Annotated in this window: 18 protein-coding genes; 7 read left to right on the forward strand and 11 right to left on the reverse strand. The window is 70.4% G+C overall.

Annotation, left to right across the window (positions count from 1 at the left end):
- Positions 1-2 precede the first annotated feature (2 nt).
- Positions 3-1,217, forward strand: coding sequence for an RNA-guided endonuclease InsQ/TnpB family protein (locus tag GUY60_RS02355; protein WP_161693194.1), 1,215 nt, complete (start codon positions 3-5; stop codon positions 1,215-1,217).
- A 36-nt stretch (positions 1,218-1,253) separates the two neighbouring features.
- Here the strand turns inward: GUY60_RS02355 and GUY60_RS02360 are convergent, their stop codons facing one another.
- From GUY60_RS02360 to GUY60_RS02375, 4 genes are read right to left on the reverse strand one after another with little or no spacing between them, the layout of a single operon-like run.
- Positions 1,254-2,573 carry a purine-cytosine permease family protein gene (locus tag GUY60_RS02360; protein WP_161693196.1) on the reverse strand — a complete coding sequence of 440 codons (1,320 nt, stop codon included), beginning with the start codon at positions 2,571-2,573 and terminating at the stop codon, positions 1,254-1,256.
- Between the two features lie 30 nt (positions 2,574-2,603).
- The gene (locus GUY60_RS02365) at positions 2,604-4,031 is read right to left on the reverse strand and encodes a YlbE family protein (RefSeq protein WP_161693198.1); all 1,428 of its coding nucleotides are present in this window, start codon (positions 4,029-4,031) and stop codon (positions 2,604-2,606) included.
- 8 nt (positions 4,032-4,039) lie between these two features.
- Positions 4,040-5,584 carry an acyl-CoA synthetase FdrA gene (gene fdrA, locus GUY60_RS02370; protein WP_161693200.1) on the reverse strand — a complete coding sequence of 515 codons (1,545 nt, stop codon included), beginning with the start codon at positions 5,582-5,584 and terminating at the stop codon, positions 4,040-4,042.
- Positions 5,581-6,510, reverse strand: a complete 930-nt coding sequence (locus tag GUY60_RS02375) for an oxamate carbamoyltransferase subunit AllH family protein (RefSeq protein WP_161693202.1) — start codon at positions 6,508-6,510, stop codon at positions 5,581-5,583. The genes fdrA and GUY60_RS02375 overlap by 4 nt, the downstream gene beginning before the upstream one ends.
- A 121-nt stretch (positions 6,511-6,631) precedes the next feature.
- Here GUY60_RS02375 and GUY60_RS02380 point away from each other — a divergent pair, with 121 nt between their 5' ends.
- Positions 6,632-7,561, forward strand: a complete 930-nt coding sequence (locus GUY60_RS02380; protein ID WP_161693204.1) for a carbamate kinase — start codon at positions 6,632-6,634, stop codon at positions 7,559-7,561.
- 224 nt (positions 7,562-7,785) lie between these two features.
- Here GUY60_RS02380 and GUY60_RS02385 read toward each other — a convergent pair whose 3' ends face one another.
- The 3 genes from GUY60_RS02385 to GUY60_RS02395 form a co-directional block, all read right to left on the reverse strand.
- The gene (locus GUY60_RS02385; RefSeq protein ID WP_161693206.1) at positions 7,786-8,436 is read right to left on the reverse strand and encodes a GntR family transcriptional regulator; all 651 of its coding nucleotides are present in this window, start codon (positions 8,434-8,436) and stop codon (positions 7,786-7,788) included.
- 60 nt (positions 8,437-8,496) lie between these two features.
- A complete protein-coding gene (gene cynR, locus GUY60_RS02390) occupies positions 8,497-9,471 on the reverse strand; it encodes a transcriptional regulator CynR (RefSeq protein ID WP_161693208.1) in 975 nt (324 codons plus the stop codon).
- An 83-nt stretch (positions 9,472-9,554) separates the two neighbouring features.
- On the reverse strand, positions 9,555-10,034 hold the full coding sequence (locus GUY60_RS02395) for a macro domain-containing protein (protein WP_161693210.1): 480 nt from the start codon (positions 10,032-10,034) through the stop codon (positions 9,555-9,557).
- Positions 10,035-10,215: 181 nt separating this feature from the next.
- On the opposite strand from GUY60_RS02395, the gene GUY60_RS02400 reads away from it, so the two are divergent.
- From GUY60_RS02400 to GUY60_RS02415, 4 genes are all read left to right on the forward strand, one after another.
- The gene (locus GUY60_RS02400) at positions 10,216-10,824 is read left to right on the forward strand and encodes a carbonic anhydrase (RefSeq protein ID WP_161693212.1); all 609 of its coding nucleotides are present in this window, start codon (positions 10,216-10,218) and stop codon (positions 10,822-10,824) included.
- 69 nt (positions 10,825-10,893) lie between these two features.
- Positions 10,894-11,364, forward strand: coding sequence for a cyanase (cynS, locus tag GUY60_RS02405; protein ID WP_161693214.1), 471 nt, complete (start codon positions 10,894-10,896; stop codon positions 11,362-11,364).
- Between the two features lie 476 nt (positions 11,365-11,840).
- Positions 11,841-12,416 carry an ankyrin repeat domain-containing protein gene (locus GUY60_RS02410; RefSeq protein WP_246234176.1) on the forward strand — a complete coding sequence of 192 codons (576 nt, stop codon included), beginning with the start codon at positions 11,841-11,843 and terminating at the stop codon, positions 12,414-12,416.
- A 79-nt stretch (positions 12,417-12,495) separates the two neighbouring features.
- Complete coding sequence (locus GUY60_RS02415) at positions 12,496-12,852, forward strand: zinc ribbon domain-containing protein YjdM (RefSeq protein WP_161693218.1); 357 nt, start codon at positions 12,496-12,498, stop codon at positions 12,850-12,852.
- A 78-nt stretch (positions 12,853-12,930) separates the two neighbouring features.
- Here GUY60_RS02415 and katG read toward each other — a convergent pair whose 3' ends face one another.
- On the reverse strand, positions 12,931-15,153 hold the full coding sequence (katG, locus tag GUY60_RS02420) for a catalase/peroxidase HPI (RefSeq protein ID WP_161693220.1): 2,223 nt from the start codon (positions 15,151-15,153) through the stop codon (positions 12,931-12,933).
- Between the two features lie 358 nt (positions 15,154-15,511).
- Here katG and GUY60_RS02425 point away from each other — a divergent pair, with 358 nt between their 5' ends.
- The gene (locus GUY60_RS02425) at positions 15,512-15,928 is read left to right on the forward strand and encodes a Fur family transcriptional regulator (RefSeq protein WP_161693222.1); all 417 of its coding nucleotides are present in this window, start codon (positions 15,512-15,514) and stop codon (positions 15,926-15,928) included.
- 6 nt (positions 15,929-15,934) lie between these two features.
- Here GUY60_RS02425 and GUY60_RS02430 read toward each other — a convergent pair whose 3' ends face one another.
- The 3 genes from GUY60_RS02430 to GUY60_RS02440 are packed head-to-tail and all read right to left on the reverse strand — an operon-like array spanning position 15,935 to position 18,812.
- On the reverse strand, positions 15,935-16,939 hold the full coding sequence (locus GUY60_RS02430; RefSeq protein WP_161693232.1) for an ABC transporter substrate-binding protein: 1,005 nt from the start codon (positions 16,937-16,939) through the stop codon (positions 15,935-15,937).
- 26 nt (positions 16,940-16,965) lie between these two features.
- A complete protein-coding gene (locus tag GUY60_RS02435; RefSeq protein ID WP_161693224.1) occupies positions 16,966-17,733 on the reverse strand; it encodes an ABC transporter ATP-binding protein in 768 nt (255 codons plus the stop codon).
- Positions 17,734-17,783: 50 nt separating this feature from the next.
- Entirely contained in the window at positions 17,784-18,812 is a 1,029-nt protein-coding gene (locus GUY60_RS02440) for a FecCD family ABC transporter permease (protein ID WP_512700826.1), read from the reverse strand.
- Positions 18,813-18,832 lie beyond the last annotated feature (20 nt).

The raw sequence follows: 18,832 nt of genomic DNA on the forward strand, positions 1-18,832 counted from the left end.
GGGTGATGCGTGCGTACAAGTTCCTCATGCGACCCACCGTGGGCCAGGCCGCCGCGTTGGGCGCGATGCTGGCCGATCACTGCTCGCTCTACAACGGGGCGTTGCAGGAACGCCGAGATGCTTACCGGCACGCCTCCAGGACGAGCATCAAGTACGGGATGCAGTCCGCGCAGCTCAAGGAGATCCGGGCGTTCGACCCGGAGCGCCAGGGCCGCTGGTCGTTCAGCTCGCAGCAGGCAACTTTGCGCCGTCTTGACAAGGCGTTTGCTGCGTTCTTCCGGCGGGTCAAGTCCGGTGACACACCGGGGTATCCGCGCTTTCGTGGGGTGAACTGGTTCGACACGGTGGACTTCCCCAAGGACGGTGACGGTTGCCGTTGGGACTCCACCCCGCATGACCCGGCAACCCGCGTCCGCTTCCAGGGTGTGGGGCACGTCAAGGTCAACCAGCATCGTGCCGTGACCGGCAAGGTCAAGACCGTGTCCGTCAAGCGCGAGGGTAAGCGCTGGTACGTCGTCCTGACCGCTGAGCAGGAGCGGCCCGAGCCGCTGCCTCCGACGGGCAGGGTGGTCGGCATCGACCTGGGCATAGCCAACTTCCTCGCCGACTCGAACGGCGAGTTCGTACCCAATCCGCGCCACGGCCGCCGCGCCGCGGCGAAGCTCGAAGCCGCACAGCAGGCACTGTCCCGCTTCCCCCGTGTCCGCCGCGACAAGCGAACAGCCAACCATCAGCGGGCGGTTGAGAAGGTCGCCGACCTGCACCGCACGGTGCGTCGCCAGCGGCTCGACCACGCCCACAAGACCGCGCTCGACCTCGTGCGGGAACACGACTTCGTAGCGCATGAAGACCTCAAGATCCGCAACATGAGCAAGTCCCCCAAGCCGAAGCCCGACCCCGAGACACCGGGCAGTTTCCTGCCCAACGGGGCCGCCGCGAAGGCCGGGCTGAACAAGTCGATTAACGATGCCGGTTGGGGGGTGTTCCTGACGATCCTGCACGCCAAGGCTGAAAGCGCCGGACGGGAAGTGATCGCCGTCGACCCCCGCAACACCTCCCGAGAGTGTCCCGAATGCGGGCACACCGCGAAGGAGAACCGGCCCACACAAGAGAAGTTCCACTGCGTCGCGTGCGGCAACACCGCGCACGCCGACACAGTGGGCGCACGCAACGTTCTACGGGCCGGGCTGGTCCATCGCGACGCCAACCCGGCATAGCGAGAAGCCCCCTCCTTCAGGAGGGGGAGGAGTCACCTATGCGGCCGCCGACGGACGCGGCGCCAACCGCTCCAGGGCGACGTGGACGAGCAGGGCCACCACGAGTCCGCTGACCGCGTCCGAGAACTGCGGGGCGTACCAGTGGACGAGGCCGCCGACGAGGGCGCCCGCGCCCCAGGCGATGAAGGCGGTGGGGCGTACGGCCGAGGCGGGCCGGGCGTCGACGTGGCGGCGCAGGATGACCTGGTCGGCGATGAGGACGCCACCGAGCGGCGGCACGAAGACGCTGAGGATGACCAGCCAGTCGAGGAAGTGGTTCCACACCCCGGCGAGCGCGGCGGCGGTGCCGATGACGCCCAGGATCAGGGTCATGATCCGCATCTTGGAACGGGTCAGGTGCGACCAGCTGAGCGCCCCGTTGTAGAGGCAGTGGCTGCACACCGAGCCGAGGTTGACGAAGACGAACACGGCGGCGAGGGCGTCGAGGAAGATGCTGTGGCCGGTGAGGATGGGCAGGAAGTTGCCGCCGACGGTGGCGGCGGAGGCGATGGCTCCGGCGGCCACGACGATGCCGCCGGTGATCTGCGCGACCAGGCTGGCCAGCGGGAACGCGGTGGCGGTGGCGAGTACGGCCTGCTTGCCGTCCTTGGACCAGCGGGTGAAGTCGGCGGTCATGGTGCCGGAGTCGGCGAAGGTCGCCATGATCAGCGACACGGCCGCGCCGAAGGTCATGGCACCGCCGGCCGGTGCGACGCCCTGGTAGTCGAGAACCGCGCCCAGGTCGTGGTCCTTGGCCACCAGGACGATGGCTATGACGCCGACGACGATGAACAGCGGGGCGGCGACGGCGCCGAGCCACGACAGGGCGCGGATGCCGAGGTACGTGATGGCGACGAAGGCGGCGCCCGCGATGACGGCGACGAGTTGTTCGTGCCAGCCGAAGGCCTGGTGCAGGGTGGCGCCGGTGGCACCGGTGTTGAAGGCGAACCAGCCGACCACGATGGTGGCCAGGAAGCCGGAGGCCACGACGTAGCCGATCCGGCCGAAGGTCTTGGTGGCCTGGAGGGCGAAGCTCTCGCCGGTGCTGCCCGCGCGATGGCTGAGCAGACCGACGTAGACGAACATGACGAGGTTGGCGACGAGGATGGCGGCCAGCCCACGCCAGAAACCCAGGACGGCGACGACCACGCCGCCGGGGACGGCGTTGGTCAGGATCATGGGGAATCCGAACCATACGGCCGACACGGTCAGCAGGGACTTGCGGCGTTCCGGGGGAACGGGGCTGTGCTCGTACTCGGAGTCGAGCTCTGCGCTCGCGTGCGCGGCATCGTCCGCGACGGGGTGACGACTGTCCATGGGCGGTCTCCGGTGTGGGCTGGCGCGGGGTCAGATGAGGGAGTCGGCGAGTGCCTTGGCGGCCTTCTCGAAGGCCTCGACGGGCGGATGCGTGATGCCGGCGCCGATCATGCCGATGCCCGCTTCCTTGTGGGCGATGGCGGTGTTGATGACCGGCAGGATCCCGGTGCCGAGCACCTTGCGGACGTCGATGCCGGTGGGGATGCCCTGGAAGTCGAGCATCGGGATGGTGACGTTGGGGTTCTGCGCCGTGGTGATCTCGCCCATCTCGCGCGTGAAGCCGATGGCCTCCTGCACGGTGCCGCCGACGAGGGCGACGATGGCCGGCGCGGCGGACATGGCGAAACCGCCGAAGCCGTACGTCTCGGTGATGGCGCTGTCGCCGATGTCGAGACCGGAGTCCTCCGGCTTGTACCCGGCGAACATCGGGCCGATGACCTGCTGCGCGGGACCGGTGAACCACTGGTCGCCGGCCAGGCCGCTGACCCGTACGCCGAACTCGACGCCGTTGCGGGCCATGGTGGTGACGACGGTGGAGCCCTCGATGCCGTGGGCGGCGTCCAGGGCGGCCTTGGCCATGGCCATCCAGGTCGGTCCGGAGAAGTAGTCCGAGGACGCGATGAAGTCGAGGACTTCCTTCTTGTGCTCGACGGGGAAGCTCGTCTGCAGCAGCGACGGGGCGAGCGCCTGCTGGAGCAGCAGCGTGCCCGCGATGTTGCGGTTATGGCACTCGTCGCCCATGTGCAGCGCCTGCGCGAGCATCAGCCGCAGGTCGATGGGGCCACCGATCTCCATGGCCTCCTTGAGCATCGGGCCGAGCACGTCCCGCATCCAGACGAGCCGCTCGATGACCGAGTCGTCGTTGGCGCCCATCCGGAGGATCTTCGCCATCTGCTCGGAGAGGTTGGTGTACGCGGTGTTGCCGTACGTCTCGTTGCGGACGACGTGCATGTACATCGACGCGGAGGTGACGCCGGCCATCGAGCCGACGCAGTCGTGCTCGTGACAGGGCGAGAAGGTGATCTCGCCGGAGGCGGCGAGTACGGCGGCCTCGTCGAGGTCGGCGGCGAGGCCCTCGAAGACGAGCGCGCCGGTGACGGCGCCCTTCATCGCTCCGGCCATCCGGTCCCAGGTGATGGGCGGCCCGGAGTGCAGGATCGTGGTCGGGGTCATGCCGGGTACGACGTCGAGGGCGCGGCCGAAACCGGTCAGCATCGGCTGCGAGTTGGCGATCCGCTCGACGGCGAGCGCGTTGGCGGCCTCGATCCGCTCGGCGACCTCCGGGGCGTCCAGGGCGTCGAGGGCGGCGATGACCTCGGGCTTGCCGCCGCCGGGCGGGGTCCAGTCGAGGGTGGTGACGTGGGCGCCCTGCGCGGCGATGTCCTCGTCGAACATGGCGAGGCCGACGTTGACGACGTCGAGGTCGCTCGCGAAGAGGTTGCTGACAGGGTTCGTCATGGGGTTGCTCATGCGTGCGTGACCTTCCGTGCGATGGCGCGGGCGAACTGGCCCGTCTCGGTGCTGCTGCGGGTGACGGTGACTCCGGCCGCCTTCAGCGCGGCGACCTGGTCGGCGAGGACCGGGGTGTCCAGGTCGGTGCCGAGGACGTAGCCGACGATCTCCAGGTGGCGGCCCGCGTCTGCGGCGATGCGCTTGGCCTGCTCGATGGCGGGCAGGGTGACGCCGACCGGGTCCTCGTGGGCACCGAAGCCGAGGACGAAGTCCATGACGACGACGGCGACCTCGGGGTCCATGGCCTCCTCGACGAGGCGCGCGAGGCGCAGCGAGGGGTCGATCATGGGGTGCGGGCGGCCGTTGGTGAAGTCGTCGTCGCCGAAGTCCAGGAAGGTGTGCCCGGTGCTTGGGCTGTCGGCGCCGAGGCGGCGCTCCGGGTCCTTCTGGATGTTGCTCCACACGTCGTGGCCGAGGTCGAGCATCGCGTACATCGACTCGTCGCAGAGCGTGCCGCCGCAGAACAGGCCGCGTACGTAACGCTGTTCGGGGCTGAGGAGCGCGGCGACCTCGTCGACGCGGGCGGTGTCGAGCGGCTCGACGGTCACGTCCGGGTCCACGCCGAGGCGGACGGCCTTGAGCGCGGCGTCCTGGGTGCTCGCGGCGAAGTGACCGCCGGCCGCGACGACGGCCTCTTCGGATCCGCCGACGAAGTAGACGACCACGGGCTTGCCCGCGGTGGCGATCTCGGCGAGCACCTTCTTCTCGACCGCGGGGGCCGGGGGCTTGGAGACGAGCACGATGACGCTGGTCGCCGGGTCGGCGGCGAGGGCGCGGATGCCGTCGATCATCATGATGCCGCCGACCTCCTCGCTGAGGTCGCGGCCGCCGGTGCCGATGAGCTGGGAGACGCCCGCGCCCAGGGTGTGGATGCGGACGCTGACCTCCTGCGCGCCGGTGCCGGACGCGGCGACCACGCCGACGGAGCCGGGGCGGACGGCGTTGCCGAAGCACAGCGCGACATTGTTGATGATCGCGGTGCCGCAGTCCGGGCCCATCATCAACAGGCCCTTGTCGTGGGCGAGTTGCTTGAGCGCGACCTCTTCCTCGACGGGCACGTTGTCGCTGAAAAGCAGCACGTGCAGGCCGTTGTCGAGCGCCTTGCGGGCCTCGCGTCCGGCGTAGGCGCCGTTGACGGCGATCACCGCGAGGTTGGCCGCCGGGTTGTCCTGGGCGGCGGCCGCGATGGTGCGGTGCGTGACGGCCGCCTCGCCGCCGGCGGGCGACTTGCGCTGCAGCAGCTCCTCGACGGCGACGAGGAGCGCGTCGATGTCCGCTCCGTCGGCGGCGTCGACGACGACCATGAGGTCGCCGTTGCCCGCGGCTTCGAGTTCGGGCGTGAGCAGGCCGAGGTTGCCCAGCACCCCCTTGTTCATCTCTGTGCCCATGGCCACGAAAGCCTGCTCCACTCCGTCGAGGCCGTTGGCCTTCGTGGAGATGGCCATCAGGGACACGGAGTCGAAGTAGGTGTTCTTCTTGACGACTGCTGTGGTGCTCACAGCGAACCTCGCAGTTCTCTCTCCAGATGGAGCCCGGTCGCCAGACCGGACAGGGTGTCGGTGCCGGACGTGTGGCCGTGGGCCAACGCGCGGCGGACCGGGTTTTGGACGGTGTCGAGCAGGTGCCGTTCGCTCTGTCCGCGGCCGGCGGCAAGGACGTTGAGCACGTCGACGAGGGCGGCACGAACGCGCCCCGAGAGGGCTTCGTGCAGCGTGGTGGTGCTGAGCAGCGTCGTACGGCCGGAGTGGGTGGCAAGTACGTCGCGCAGGGTCCGGGCGTACCCGTCGAGCCCGCTGCCGTCGAGTGCGGAGAGCAGGGCGATGCCGGTGAGGAAGTCGTCACCGGCCGGGGTGAGTCCGGGGCCGAGGCCGTGCAGGGCGAGGATCGCGGCCCGGATGCCGGCGGTGTCCGAGGTACGGACCGCCTTCACCAGGGCGGCGCGCCCCCGGTCGAGCGCGGCACAGACCGCGATCTCCATGGGCGCGGCGGCGGCCGCGGCGCCGAGCATGCCGCCCGACTGCCCGTAGGTACGGGTGAGCCGGTCCAGCGCGCGGGCCGCGGTGCCGAGCTCGGCCGGGCTGAACGCGGCGAGCGACGGCACGATGGGATGCCATTCCTCGGCTTCCCGTGCGTCGACCCACAGTCCGCCGGCGCCGTCGGGCAGCGCGATGCCACCCGCCCTGAACTCCACCGGCCGCCCCGCGGCGACCCCGCTGTGCCCCCAGTGCGCGATCTCCACGACCAGAGTGCGGGGCGCGTTCTCCCTGCCGCGGGCGGCGAGCGCGATGAGCTCACCGTCCGGCAACAGCAGGTTGACCACACCACGGAAGACGCTGTGTACGCTCCCGCACCCGTCGAGCGCGCGCAGCCGCGCGAGAAGCACGGCGTCGCCGGAGCGCGTACGCACCTCCACGGCAGTACGCATCGGCACCACCACCTCTCCTGTCCGACCGCTCCGACGGTGCGCTCAGCGGACCATCGGATACCCACTGGAGATTGGTATACCATTTCGCGCTCAAGAGCGAACCAGTCGGAGGAGGACTTCCATGCGCATCGTCGTGGCACTCGGAGGCAACGCGCTGGCCCGGCGGGGCGAGCCCATGACCGCGGACCATCTCAGAGCCAACGTCAAGGCGTCCTGTGAGGCGCTCGCCGGCCTGGCCGGCGAGCACGAAGTGGTCATCACGCACGGCAACGGACCGCAGGTGGGCCTGCTCGCCCTGCAGAATCTCGCCTACCAGGACGTCGCGGCGTATCCGCTGGACATCCTGGGCGCCGAGACCCAGGGCATGATCGGATACGTCATCCAGCAGGAGCTGACCAACGCTCTCGGCGGCGCCCGCGAGGTCGCGGCGCTGCTCACCACCACCGAGGTCGACGAGGCGGACCCGGCGTTCGCCCACCCGACGAAGCTGATCGGCCCGATGTACTCGGCGCACGACGCGGCGGACGCGGCGGCCCAGTACCGGTGGACCATCGCCCGCGACGGCGCCGGCTTCCGCCGGGTCGTGCCGTCGCCGCACCCGGTGCGGATCGTGCAGGCCCCGCTGGTGCGCACCCTGCTCGAGAACGGCCGGCTCGTGGTGTGCGTCGGCGGCGGCGGCGTGCCGGTGAAGACCGACGCCAAGGGCCGTCAGACCGGCCTGCAGGCGGTCGTCGACAAGGACGCGGCGAGCGCGGCGCTCGCCGCCGACCTGTCGGCGGACATGCTGGTGATGCTGACGGACGGCGACTACGTCAGCGAGAACTGGGGCACGCCCGAGCAGCGGGACATCCTCACCGCGTCCCCGGAGGCCATCTCCGAACTCGCCTTCGCCGAGGGCTCGATGAAGCCGAAGGTGGACGCCGCGGTACGCGTCGCGCAGGCCGGCGGCCGCGTCCTGATCGGCCCGCTCGACCGCCTCGACGACCTGCTCGCGCGGCGCGTGGGCACCGAGATCCGCCCGGACGTGCCGGAGGGCATCGTCTTCGCGTGAACTGTCGCGTGAGCTGTCGCGTGCGCTGTCACATGAGCTGTCGCGTGCGCTGAGCCGAGGCTGAGCCCAGCCGAGCCGAGCTGTCGGGCCACGCGGCACCCCCGCCCGCACCTCGGGCCGCGCCCCCTTCCCGGATACGCGAACGCTTCCCGGATACGCGAAGGGGGCGCGGCCCTTTCGGGTCCGCGCCCCTCGATGAGCGTCGGCCGTGCCTACCCGGTGCGCTACTCCTTGGTGGTGCGCAGATACGCGGCGGTCGCGCCGCGCCCCGTCTCCAGGTGCTTCATCACCAGCTCCTCGACGCGCGGTACGTCCCGCGCCGCGATCGCGTCGTAGAGATCCTCGTGCTCCTGCGCCACCCCGAGCAGGTCCTTGTGCCGGCCGAGCAGCCACCGCATCCGGCTGCGCAGCGTGCGCTCCAGCTCGGTGAGCAGTTCGTTCGCGGCCAGCGACGTCACGGTTTCATGGAAGTCGGCCGCTGCCCGCCGGGCCTTCACGCCGTCCCCGGCCCGTGCCGCCTCCAGTTCCGCGTCGAGGTCGGCCCTGAGCAGGTCGAGTCCCGCCCGGGTGTGCCGTTGGGCGGCGAGCCGGAACGTCAACGTCTCGAGCGCGGACCGCACTTCGTCCAGGTCCGCGATGTCGGTGGGGCTGAACTCCCGCACCACCGCCCACGTACGCGGCCGTGGCGTCACCAACCCCTCGGTGACCAGCACCTTGAGTGCGTCACGGACGGGCAGCCGGCTCACTCCGAGCTCGGCCGCGAGCTCGCGCTCGACGAGCTTGCTGCCGGGGGGACGCACTCCGTCGAGAATCTCGTCCCGCAACTGACGTGTCACCCGATCCGACTCGGGCTCGAAGCCTTCAGAACCTGCCATGCCGATCATTCTGCACCAGGTCACAGCAGAAAAGGTTTGGTATACCATTCTTGCTCCGCGTCACACCGCATACCCCCGCTCCTCCACCACCCGGCGCACCAGCCGGACAAAGGCACGCGCGGCCGCACTGCGGTACGCACTGTCCCTGCGCAACAACGTCACCCCGCGCGACGGAAGCGGCGGGTCGAGGGCGACGGGCACGAGGTGCGGGTGGTCGTCGGTGACCGCGTCGGGCAGCACCGTGGCCAACGAGGGGGTGCGCTGCACGATCTCGGTGAGCGCCTGGATGGAGTTGGCCTCCACGGCGATGGGCGGGGTCACACCGTGCTCGGCGAGATACGCGTCGACATGCCCGCGGGTCACGAAGTCGTCGCTGAGCAGGGCGAGTTGCTGATCCGCGAGACTGCGCACCGGCAGCGTCCGCCGCTCCCCCGCCGCGCCCGTGCCCGTGCCCGTGCCCGTGCCTGTGCCTGTGCCCTCCGCACCATGCCGCTCCGCCGCGTCCCCCGCCCCGTGCGCCGTGACGACCAGGCTCAGCGTCTCGGTGAACAGGGCCTCCGCGAGGACTCCGGGGAGGTGCGGTCCCTCGAAGGCGATCCCCAGGTCGATCTGGTCGGCGAGCAGGCTCGCCTCGATCCGGTCCTGCGTCATCTCCCGTACCTCCAGGGCGATTCCGGGGTGCCGGGTGTGCATCTCGCGTACGAGCGGGCCGATCAGGTACGCCGTGAAGGTCGGTGTCATCGCGAGCCGCAGGCTGCCGCGGGAGAGGTCCGCGACATCGAGTACGGCACGGTCGGCCGCGGCCAGGTCGCGCAACGCCCGGCGCGCGTAGTGCACATACGCCTCCCCGGCGTCGGTGAGCCGGACGCCACGGCCGCTGCGGTCGAGCAACTGGGCGCCGACCACCCGCTCCAGTTGCTTGATCTGCTGGGACAGCGTGGGCTGCGAGATCCGCAGCTCCTCGGCGGCCCGGGTGAAGTTGCCGTGTTCGGCCACCGCGATCAGATAGCGCAGGTGACGCAGCTCGGGACCCATGGCCGCACTATAGGCGCAGGTCCGACCCCCTCCGCAGCATCGCGCGGAAGCCCCGGAAGGCCGCCCTAGTCGCCCCAGCCGCCCTAGTCGTCATGGTCGTACACCGTCACCGGCACCCCGCGCGCGAGCAGCCGTTCCTCGATGAGTGGTGCCACCCTGGGCCACTTCCCGCCGGCCAGGCCGCAGCCGATTCTCGGCATGTGCACCGAGGCGCCGAGCTCAAGTGCCTGGTCGCCGAGGATCCGCAGGGCCGAGTCGATCGCCTCGTACCGCACGGGCACGCCCTTGCTGCCGGTGCGTATGCCCCGCTGGCCGATCAGGTTCGCCACCCATACGTACCGCTCGACCTGGATGAACTGGGCGGCGCCGAGGCCGAAGTCGTTGGCCGCGCGCTCGCGGTGCCAGCGGCGGTAGGCCGCCTCCGGCTCCGGCCAGCGGCGGGACACGGCGAGCACGAAGCCCTTGCCCCAGCCACCCAGGTCGTTGCAGACATGTGCGATCACCTTGACGCCCTTGCCGTGCGGCGCGGTGGCGTCCCCCCGTACGTACGCGATCTCCGACATGGCGCCACCGTACGACCCGGCACTGACAACGCCGACGCCCCAGCACGGAGGCAGGTAGGTATGCAGGTATAGATAAGAGCAATAGCTTTTATGGACAACAAGTCTTGGACACTATAGGTGCCGGTCATGCACGGTGAATGAGTCAGCCCGCAGAGGCGGACAGCACCGATGGGAGTGACGAATGCACCACCTCTTCGACGGCGTCGCGTATTTCCGCAGTGACGTCTTTCCCGGCAAGGAAGATCTCTTCGCCCGCCTCGCCACCCAGCACCACCCCGAGACGCTGTTCATCGGCTGCTCCGACGCCCGGGTCCCGCCCGAGCTGATCACGCAGAGCGAACCCGGCGAGCTGTTCGTCGTCCGGACCGCGGGCAATCTCGTCCCGGCCCACGCACCCGGCGCCGACGGGGTCGCGGCGAGTATCGAGTACGCGGTCGCCGTGCTCGGCGTCACCGACATCGTCGTCTGCGGCCACTCGGCCTGCGGCGCGATGACCGCCCTGGCCGAGGGCCACGACCTCAGCGGCGCCCCGGTGACCGCGGACTGGCTGCGGCACGCCGACGCCGCCCGCGCCACCGCGAACGCGAACGCGACGGCCTCGCCCGAGTCCCGGGTGGCCGCCCTCGTCCGCGCCAACGTGGCCGCCCAACTCCAGAACCTGCGCACCCACCCCTCGGTGGCCCGTGCGCTCGCCGAGCGGCAACTCACCCTGCACGGCTGGGTGTTCGACATCGCCACCGGCTCCGTCGAGACGCTCGACGACCCCGTGCTCACGCCGACCGCGGCCTGAGCGCGACACCCGGCCACCCCACCAGGACCCGCCGCGCCACCCGGCCGGCACCCACGAGAGGAAACCCCCATGGTTCACGCCCAGTTCTCCCCCGAAGCCCGTGAGGCCGTCACCAACGCCGCCGTCGCCGCGAAGATCGACAAGGACCTGACCTGGCAGGAGATCGCCGACGCCGCCGGCCTGTCCGTCGCCTTCGTCACCGCCGCGATCCTCGGCCAGCACGCCCTGCCCGAGGAGTCCGCCGTGGCCGTCGGCAAGCTGCTCGGCCTTGACGACGACGCCGTGGTCCTGCTCCAGACGATCCCGACCCGCGGCTCCATCCCCGGCGGCATCCCGACCGACCCGACCATCTACCGCTTCTACGAGATGCTCCAGGTGTACGGCACCACCCTGAAGGCCCTGGTGCACGAGGAGTTCGGCGACGGCATCATCAGCGCCATCAACTTCAAGCTGGACGTGAAGAAGGTCGCCGACCCCGAGGGCGGCGAGCGTGCCGTCATCACCCTGGACGGCAAGTACCTTCCCACCAAGCCTTTCTGAGGGAGCGTCAGCGACTTACTGAGGCGGCGTCAGCCGGGCCGGGACATCCACGAGGTGTCCCGGCCCGACGTGTCTCACCCCACCGTTCCGCCCCTACCACCCCTCAGTGCACGCCCGCATCAGCCGATCGGTCGACCCCCGGGTCCTCACAACGCCCATTGTTGTCGAGCCGGTTCAGCTACGGCCCTCGGCCGCGTACGCCACGACCATGGACCGTACGGCCCTAGGGGACGTCTCCCCCACTGAAAGAGGAACACATGGCTTCGTACCGTCGCACCACCCCGCTGTTCGTCTCGCTGGCCGGCGCCGCCGTGCTCGCGACCGCGTGCAGTGCGCAGCCGTCCGACGCCGCCGAGCCGCCGAAGTCCACCCAGTCGTCCGCCGAGGCGAAGCCGAAGGCCTCGGCGAACGGCTCGGAGAAGAAGGCGGGCAACGACAAGGCGAAGCGCGCCGAGGACCCGGGCGCGAGCCGGGACCTGCTCAAGGCCGCGGAGACCGGTGACGCCGATGCGGTGAAGGACGCGATCGAGCGGGGCGCGGACCTGGAGACCCGCGACGGCAGCGAGCGCACTCCGCTGCTGCTCGCCTCCACCGGTGACCATGTGAAGGCCGCCGAGGTCCTCGTCGAGGCCGGTGCCGACCCGGACGCCCTGGACGCGCAGCACGACACCCCGTGGCTGGTCACCGGGGTCACCGGCAGCGCCGCGATGGCCCGCGTCCTGGCCGAGGCCGAGCCGGACTACACGATCGTCAACCGGTACGGCGGCACCTCGCTCATCCCGGCCGGCGAGCACGGTCACGTGGACTACATCCGCGAGGTCACCACCAACCCGAAGATCGACGTCGACGTGAACCACATCAACAACCTCGGCTGGACCGCGCTGCTCGAAGCCGTGATCCTCGGCAACGGCGGCGAGGACCACCAGGAGTCGGTCAAGCTCCTCCTGGAGGGCGGCGCCGACCGCTCCATCGAGGACAAGAACGGCAAGACGGCCCTCGAGCACGCGGAGGAGCGCGGCCAGGACGAGGTCGCACGCATTCTGCGCGGCTGAGCCAGCGGCTGAGCCAGGAGTACGCGGCACCGATCGGGGCACGGCGGAGGCACGCTCGTATCCGGCCTAAAATGCCGGGGTGAGCGAGAATCTTCCCCCGTGCCCCGAGTGCTCCGGCGCCTACACCTACGAGATGGGTGCCCTTCTGGTCTGCCCGGAGTGCGGCCACGAGTGGTCGCCCGCGACGGCCGACGCCGCTGCTGACGGCGCCGCCGACGCGGTGATCAAGGACTCGGTCGGCAATGTCCTGGCCGACGGCGACACCGTCACCGTGATCAAGACCCTGAAGGTCAAGGGCAGCCCGAGCGGGATCAAGGCGGGCACGAAGGTGCGCAACATCCGCCTGGTCGACGCCGTCGACGGCCATGACATCGACTGCAAGGTCGACGGCTTCGGCGCGATGAAGCTGAAGTCGAGCGTGGTCAAGAAGGCCTGACCGGCACAGAGAACGAAGCGGCGTCCCGCCCGGCCCCTGTGAGGGCCGGGCGGGACGCCGTTCGTCATGCCGGGTGGGTCAGTTCAGGTCGAACCGGTCCAGGTCCATGACCTTGGTCCACGCCACGGCGAAGTCCTTGACGAACTTCTCCTTGGCGTCGTCGCTCGCGTACACCTCGGCGACCGCGCGCAGCTCCGAGTTGGAGCCGAAGACCAGGTCGGCGCGGGTGCCGGTCCAGGTGACCGCACCCGAGGCGTCGCGGGCCTCGAACTCGTCCTGGGCCTCGGAGGTGGACTTCCACGTCGTCTCGAGGTCGAGCAGGTTGACGAAGAAGTCGTTGGTGAGCGTGCCCGGGTTGTCCGTGAGGACACCGTGCTTCGAGCCACCCTGGTTGGCGCCGAGTACGCGCAGGCCGCCGACGAGGACAGTCAGCTCGGGGGCGCTGAGGGTGAGCAGGTTGCCCTTGTCGAGCAGCAGGTACTCGGCGGGGAGGCGGTTGCCCTTGCCCGCGTAGTTGCGGAAGCCGTCGGCGGACGGCTCAAGGGCGGCGAACGACTCGACGTCCGTCTGCTCCTGCGTGGCGTCCACCCGGCCCGGCGAGAACGCCACGTCGACCGGGACGCCGCCGTCCTTGGCCGCCTGCTCGACGGCCGCGGTGCCCGCGAGCACGATCAGGTCGGCGAGGGAGACCTGCTTGCCGCCGGTGGCCGCGGAGTTGAAGGACTCCTGGATGCCCTCGAGCGTACGCAGCACGTGCGCCAGGTCGTCCGGGTTGTTGACCTCCCAGCTGCGCTGCGGCTCCAGGCGGATCCGGGCGCCGTTGGCACCGCCGCGCTTGTCGCTGCCGCGGAACGAGGAGGCCGCGCCCCAGGCGGCCGAGACGAGCTGGCCGACGGTGAGGTCCGAGCCGAGGACCTGCTCCTTGAGGGAGGCGATGTCCGCGGCGTCGATCAGCTCGCCGGTGCGCGCGGGCAGCGGGTCCTGCCACAGCAGTTCCTCGGAGGGAACCTCCGGGCCGAGGTAGCGGGCGACCGGGCCCATGTCACGGTGCGTCAGCTTGTACCAGGCACGCGCGAAGGCGTCCGCGAACTCCTCCGGGTTCTCGTAGAAGCGGCGCGAGATGGGCTCGTAGACCGGGTCGAGGCGGAGCGACAGGTCGGTGGTGAGCATCGTCGGGAGGTGCTTCTTCGACGCGTCGTACGCGTCCGGGATGATCGCCTCGGCGTTCTTCGCGACCCACTGGTTGGCGCCGGCCGGGCTCTGGGTGAGCTCGTACTCGTACTCGAAGAGGTTCCGGAAGAAGCCGTTGCTCCACTGCGTCGGCGTCGTGGTCCAGGTGACCTCGAGGCCGGACGTGATCGCGTCCTTGCCGACACCGGTGTTGTACGAACTCTTCCAGCCGAGGCCGAGCTGCTCCATCGGCGCGGCCTCGGGGTCGTCGGCGACGCTGTCCGCCGGGCCCGCGCCGTGGGTCTTGCCGAAGGTGTGGCCACCGGCGATCAGCGCGACGGTCTCCTCGTCGTTCATCGCCATGCGGCGGAACGTCTCACGGATGTCGCGGGCCGCGGCGATCGGGTCCGGGTTGCCGTTGGGGCCCTCCGGGTTGACGTAGATGAGGCCCATCTGCACGGCGCCGAGCGGGTTCTCCAGCTCGCGGTCGCCGGTGTAGCGCTTGTCGCCGAGCCACTCGGTCTCGGGGCCCCAGTAGACGTCCTCCTCCGGCTCCCACACGTCCTCGCGGCCGCCGGCGAAGCCGAAGGTCTTGAAGCCCATCGTCTCCAGGGCGACATTGCCGGTGAGGACCATGAGGTCGGCCCAGGAGATGTTCTTGCCGTACTTCTTCTTGACCGGCCACAGCAGACGGCGGGCCTTGTCGAGGCTGGCGTTGTCCGGCCAGCTGTTGAGCGGCGCGAAGCGCTGCTGACCCGCGCCGGCGCCACCGCGGCCGTCGCTGATCCGGTACGTACCGGCGCTGTGCCAGGCCATCCGGATCATCAGCGGGCCGTAGTTGCCGAAGTCGGCGGGCCACCAGTCCTGCGAGGTGGTGAGCACCTCGGCGATGTCCCGCTTCACGGCCGGGAGGTCGAGGGCGTTGAACGCCTCGGCGTAGTCGAAGTCGTCGCCGAGCGGGTTGGCCACCGCCGGGTTCTTGGCGAGGATCTTCAGGTTGAGCCGCTCCGGCCACCACTGGCGGTTGCCGCCGCCCTGGGTCGGGTGCGCCGCGCGGTCGTGCGCGACCGGGCAACCGCCCGCCTCCTCCGGCTTCGGGTCTGTGACGATCGCGTCGTGGTTCTCAGTCATGGGAATCCCTCTGCACTGTGACTATGCGGATCACGCTGTTCTGGAACTGCGGGCGGTGGAACAACCGGGGTACGAACGGTACGAACCCCGGTCGACGACCTCGATCACGCCCAACGAGAGGGCGTGGTCATCGGATGCGGTCGGGCGGGAGAGGGCGGGCCATGCACGGGATTGCCGTGGTGAGCTGAACCGTCACGCGCTCTTCCTCATGTCTGTCCGGTCCCTTGGCTGTCGCTGTTCCCGATCCTACGATGGACGAAATCCAAGTCAATACGACAGACAGACCCGTACGGATTCCCGGCTGGATTCGGGGGTACGCGTTCATTCGGTGTTCGACGCACAGTTAGGTGGGGTGGGGATGAGTGACCTGCTGGGACGACTTCGCGGACGGGGCTGGCGGATGACCGCCCAGCGTCGCGTGGTCGCCGAGGTTCTCGATGGTGAGCACATCCATCTGACCGCGGACGAGGTGCTCGCGCGGGCCACGGCCCGGCTGCCGGAGATCTCCCGCGCGACCGTCTACAACACGCTCGGTGAGCTGGTCACGCTCGGCGAGGTGATCGAACTGGCCACCGACGGCCGCGCGAAGCGGTACGACCCGAACGCGCACCGCCCCCACCAGCACCTGGTGTGCTCGGGCTGCGGCGCGATCCGGGACGTGCACCCCGGCGGGGACCCGCTCGCGGATCTCCCGGACGGGGAGCGGTTCGGCTTCAGTGTGGCGACGGCCGAGGTGACGTACCGGGGCCTTTGCCCGGACTGCACGCGGGGCTGAGCGCCCTCACTTCTCGTCGGCCACCTTGCGCAGGTACGCGCCGAGGCGGGCGACGGCCGAGGGGTTGCGGGGGCTCTCGACGAGGTCGACGTAGTCGAGTACGTAGATCCGCTTGTTCTTCACCGCGGACACATCGCGCAGCGGTCCGTGCGAGAGCAGGAACTTCTTCTTCTGTGCTGCGTCCACGTCGCCGTAGTCGCAGATCACGATGGTGTCCGGGTCGCGCTTGACGACGGTCTCCCAGCCGACGGTGGTCCAGGAGTCGGCCAGGTCGTGCATGACGTTCACGCCGCCGGCCTTGCTGATGATCTGTTCCGCCGCGGCGTACCTGCCGGTGGTGAACGGCTGGTCCTGGCCGCTGTCGTACACGAAGACATCGGGCCGTTCGGCGCCCTCGGGGGCCTTGGCGTGGACGGCCGCGACCTGCTGCTTGAAGTCGGTGATCAGTCGGGCGGCGCGCTGCTCGACGCCGAAGAGTTTCCCGAGGTTGGTGAGGTCCGTGTAGAGGGCGTCAAGGGGCGGCATAATGCCGCGCGCCCCGCCCTCGCGGCCGTTGTGGCAGGACTCGGTGAGGATGTACGAGGGGATGCCGAGCTTCTTCAGGGAGGCGGGGGTGAAGTCGCCGTCCTCCCGGAAGCCGTAGTTCCAGCCGGCGAAGACGAGGTCGGCGCGGGCGTCGAGGGCGTTCTCCTTGGTGAGCTGGTCCTTGGACAGCCACTTGACCTTGTCGTAGCCGTCCTTCCACGGCACGGCGTCCAGGTCGCCCTTGTCGTCGGGCATGGCGAAGCCGGCCATGCGGTCCTCCAGGCCGAGCGCGAACATCAGCTCGGTGATGCCGACGTCATTGGTGACGACCCGCTCCGGGACCTTGTCGTACGTGACCTTCTTGCCGCAGTTGGTGAGGGTGACGGCCTCGGACCCGGCCTTCCCGGAGGCCGGTTCGACGGTCGCTCCGCATCCTGCGGTGAGGGTGGTGGCGAGACAGAGGGCGGCGGCGAGCAGCTTGCGCATGGGGGTTCTGGCGGGCATGGGGGTCCTCACGGTGCGGTCGGGAGCAGGTCGAACAGGAGCTGGACGGCGCCGGTCTCCGGATGCCGTACGGGGTGGGCGCGGACCCCGAACACCTCGGCGAGCAGGTCGGGGCGGAGCACCTCGTGCGGGGGGCCGGAGTCGACGATGCGGCCGTCGGCGATCACGTACAGGACGTCGCAGTGCGCGGCGGCCAGGTTGAGGTCGTGCAGCGCGGCGAGGACGGTCGGGCCGCTGCCGCGCACCAGGGAGAGCACGTCCAACTGGTGGGCGATGTCCAGGTGGTTGGTGGGTTCGTCGAGGACGAGTACGCGGGGTTCCTGGGCGAGGGCGCGGGCGAGCAGGACGCGCTGTTTCTCGCCGCCGGACAGCGCGAGGAAGCCGCGCTCCGCGAGGTGGTCGACGCCGGTGCGCGCCATGGCCCGCGCGCAGATCTCGCGGTCACCTGCGGCGGTGCGCTCCTTGTGCGGGAGCCGGCCCATGGCGACGACCTCGGTGACGGTGAAGTCGAACTCGGCGGAGGTCTCCTGCGGCAGCGCGGCCATGACGCGGGCGGCGGCGCGTGGGCGCAGCGCGTGCACGTCGTCCCCGTCGAGCAGGACGGTGCCGTTCGCCGGGCGCAGGGCCCGGTAGACGCAGCGCAGCAGGGTCGACTTGCCGCTGCCGTTGGGGCCGACGAGTCCGACGAACGCCCCGTCGTCGACGGTGAGCCGGATGTCCTCGACGAGCCGGGCCCCGGCGACCTCGATCGTCACGTCACGCAGTTCAAGCCGCACGGCTCGCTCCAGTCGTCGTCGGTGTCGGGCGCCGAAGAAGTACAGGCACCTCATCGCCCCCCGAACGCGTAGCCGCCGCGGCGCATGAGCAGCAGGAACGCGGGCACTCCGACCACGGCGGTGATCACCCCGATGGGCAGTTCGGCGGGGGCGAGCAGGACGCGGGACAGTACGTCCGCCCACACGAGGAGGACGGCCCCGACGAGTGGGGCGACGGCGAGGACGCGCCGGTGGTCGGCGCCGACCAGCATCCGTACGACGTGCGGGACCATCAGGCCGACGAAGCCGATGGCGCCGCTGACGGCGACGACCGTGCCGGTGACGGCGGCGGTGACGAAGAAGAGTTCGCGGCGCAGCCGTCCCGGGTCGACCCCGAGCGCGGCGGCGGTCTCGTCGCCCACGGACAGGGCGTTGAGCGCTTCGGCCCGGATGCGCAGCCAGATCCACCCGGCGACCACGACGAGGGCGACAAGCGGCACCTTCGTCCAGGTCGCCCCGCCCAGGCTGCCGAGGATCCACATCATGACGGAGCGGGCGGCCTCGCCCCTGGCCGCGCCGAAGACCATGACCGTGGTGATCGCCTGGAAGCCGAAGGCGAGGGCGGTGCCGGTGAGGATCAGCCGCAGCGGGGTGAAGCCGTACGGGGACCGGGCGACCGCGTACACGAGGACCATCGCGAGGAGCGCCGACAGGAACGCGGACGCGGAGAGGGCCCACACCCCGAGGCCCGCGAACGCGCCGAGCAGGATGACGGCGTTGGCGCCGACCGCGGCACCGGAGGAGATGCCGAGGACGAACGGGTCGGCGAGCGCGTTGCGCACCATCGCCTGTACGGCCACGCCCACGGCGGCGAGGCCGGCCCCGACGACGGCGCCGAGTACGACGCGGGGCAGCCGGATCTCCCAGACGATGAGGTACTCGGAGGCGTCGCTCGCGGGCAGGGTGCCGCCGGTGAGCCCGGCCCGGAGGAACCGGAAGGCCTCGGTCCAGCCGATGCCCGCGTCCCCGAGGGCGACGCCGCAGAGGAGGGAGACGAGCAGCAGCAGGGTGAGCCCGACGACCAGCGGGGGCAGGGGTATTCGGCTGGGGGCGGGGCTTC

Origin of the sequence: Streptomyces boluensis, from assembly GCF_009908195.1 — a bacterium.
GTDB classification, from domain to species: Bacteria; Actinomycetota; Actinomycetes; order Streptomycetales; family Streptomycetaceae; genus Streptomyces; species Streptomyces boluensis.

Excerpts from the sequence above, each read along its gene's own strand:
- GUY60_RS02425 (WP_161693222.1), top strand. The coding sequence starts at position 15,512 with ATGAGTGACCTGCTGGGACGACTTCGCGGACGGGGCTGGCGGATGACC.
- GUY60_RS02395 (WP_161693210.1), bottom strand. The coding sequence starts at position 10,034 with ATGTCGGAGATCGCGTACGTACGGGGGGACGCCACCGCGCCGCACGGC.
- GUY60_RS02400 (WP_161693212.1), top strand. The coding sequence starts at position 10,216 with ATGCACCACCTCTTCGACGGCGTCGCGTATTTCCGCAGTGACGTCTTT.
- cynR (WP_161693208.1), bottom strand. The coding sequence starts at position 9,471 with ATGGGTCCCGAGCTGCGTCACCTGCGCTATCTGATCGCGGTGGCCGAA.
- katG (WP_161693220.1), bottom strand. The coding sequence starts at position 15,153 with ATGACTGAGAACCACGACGCGATCGTCACAGACCCGAAGCCGGAGGAG.
- GUY60_RS02380 (WP_161693204.1), top strand. The coding sequence starts at position 6,632 with ATGCGCATCGTCGTGGCACTCGGAGGCAACGCGCTGGCCCGGCGGGGC.
- GUY60_RS02430 (WP_161693232.1), bottom strand. The coding sequence starts at position 16,939 with ATGCGCAAGCTGCTCGCCGCCGCCCTCTGTCTCGCCACCACCCTCACC.
- GUY60_RS02360 (WP_161693196.1), bottom strand. The coding sequence starts at position 2,573 with ATGGACAGTCGTCACCCCGTCGCGGACGATGCCGCGCACGCGAGCGCA.
- GUY60_RS02385 (WP_161693206.1), bottom strand. The coding sequence starts at position 8,436 with ATGGCAGGTTCTGAAGGCTTCGAGCCCGAGTCGGATCGGGTGACACGT.
- GUY60_RS02375 (WP_161693202.1), bottom strand. The coding sequence starts at position 6,510 with ATGCGTACTGCCGTGGAGGTGCGTACGCGCTCCGGCGACGCCGTGCTT.
- GUY60_RS02365 (WP_161693198.1), bottom strand. The coding sequence starts at position 4,031 with ATGACGAACCCTGTCAGCAACCTCTTCGCGAGCGACCTCGACGTCGTC.
- cynS (WP_161693214.1), top strand. The coding sequence starts at position 10,894 with ATGGTTCACGCCCAGTTCTCCCCCGAAGCCCGTGAGGCCGTCACCAAC.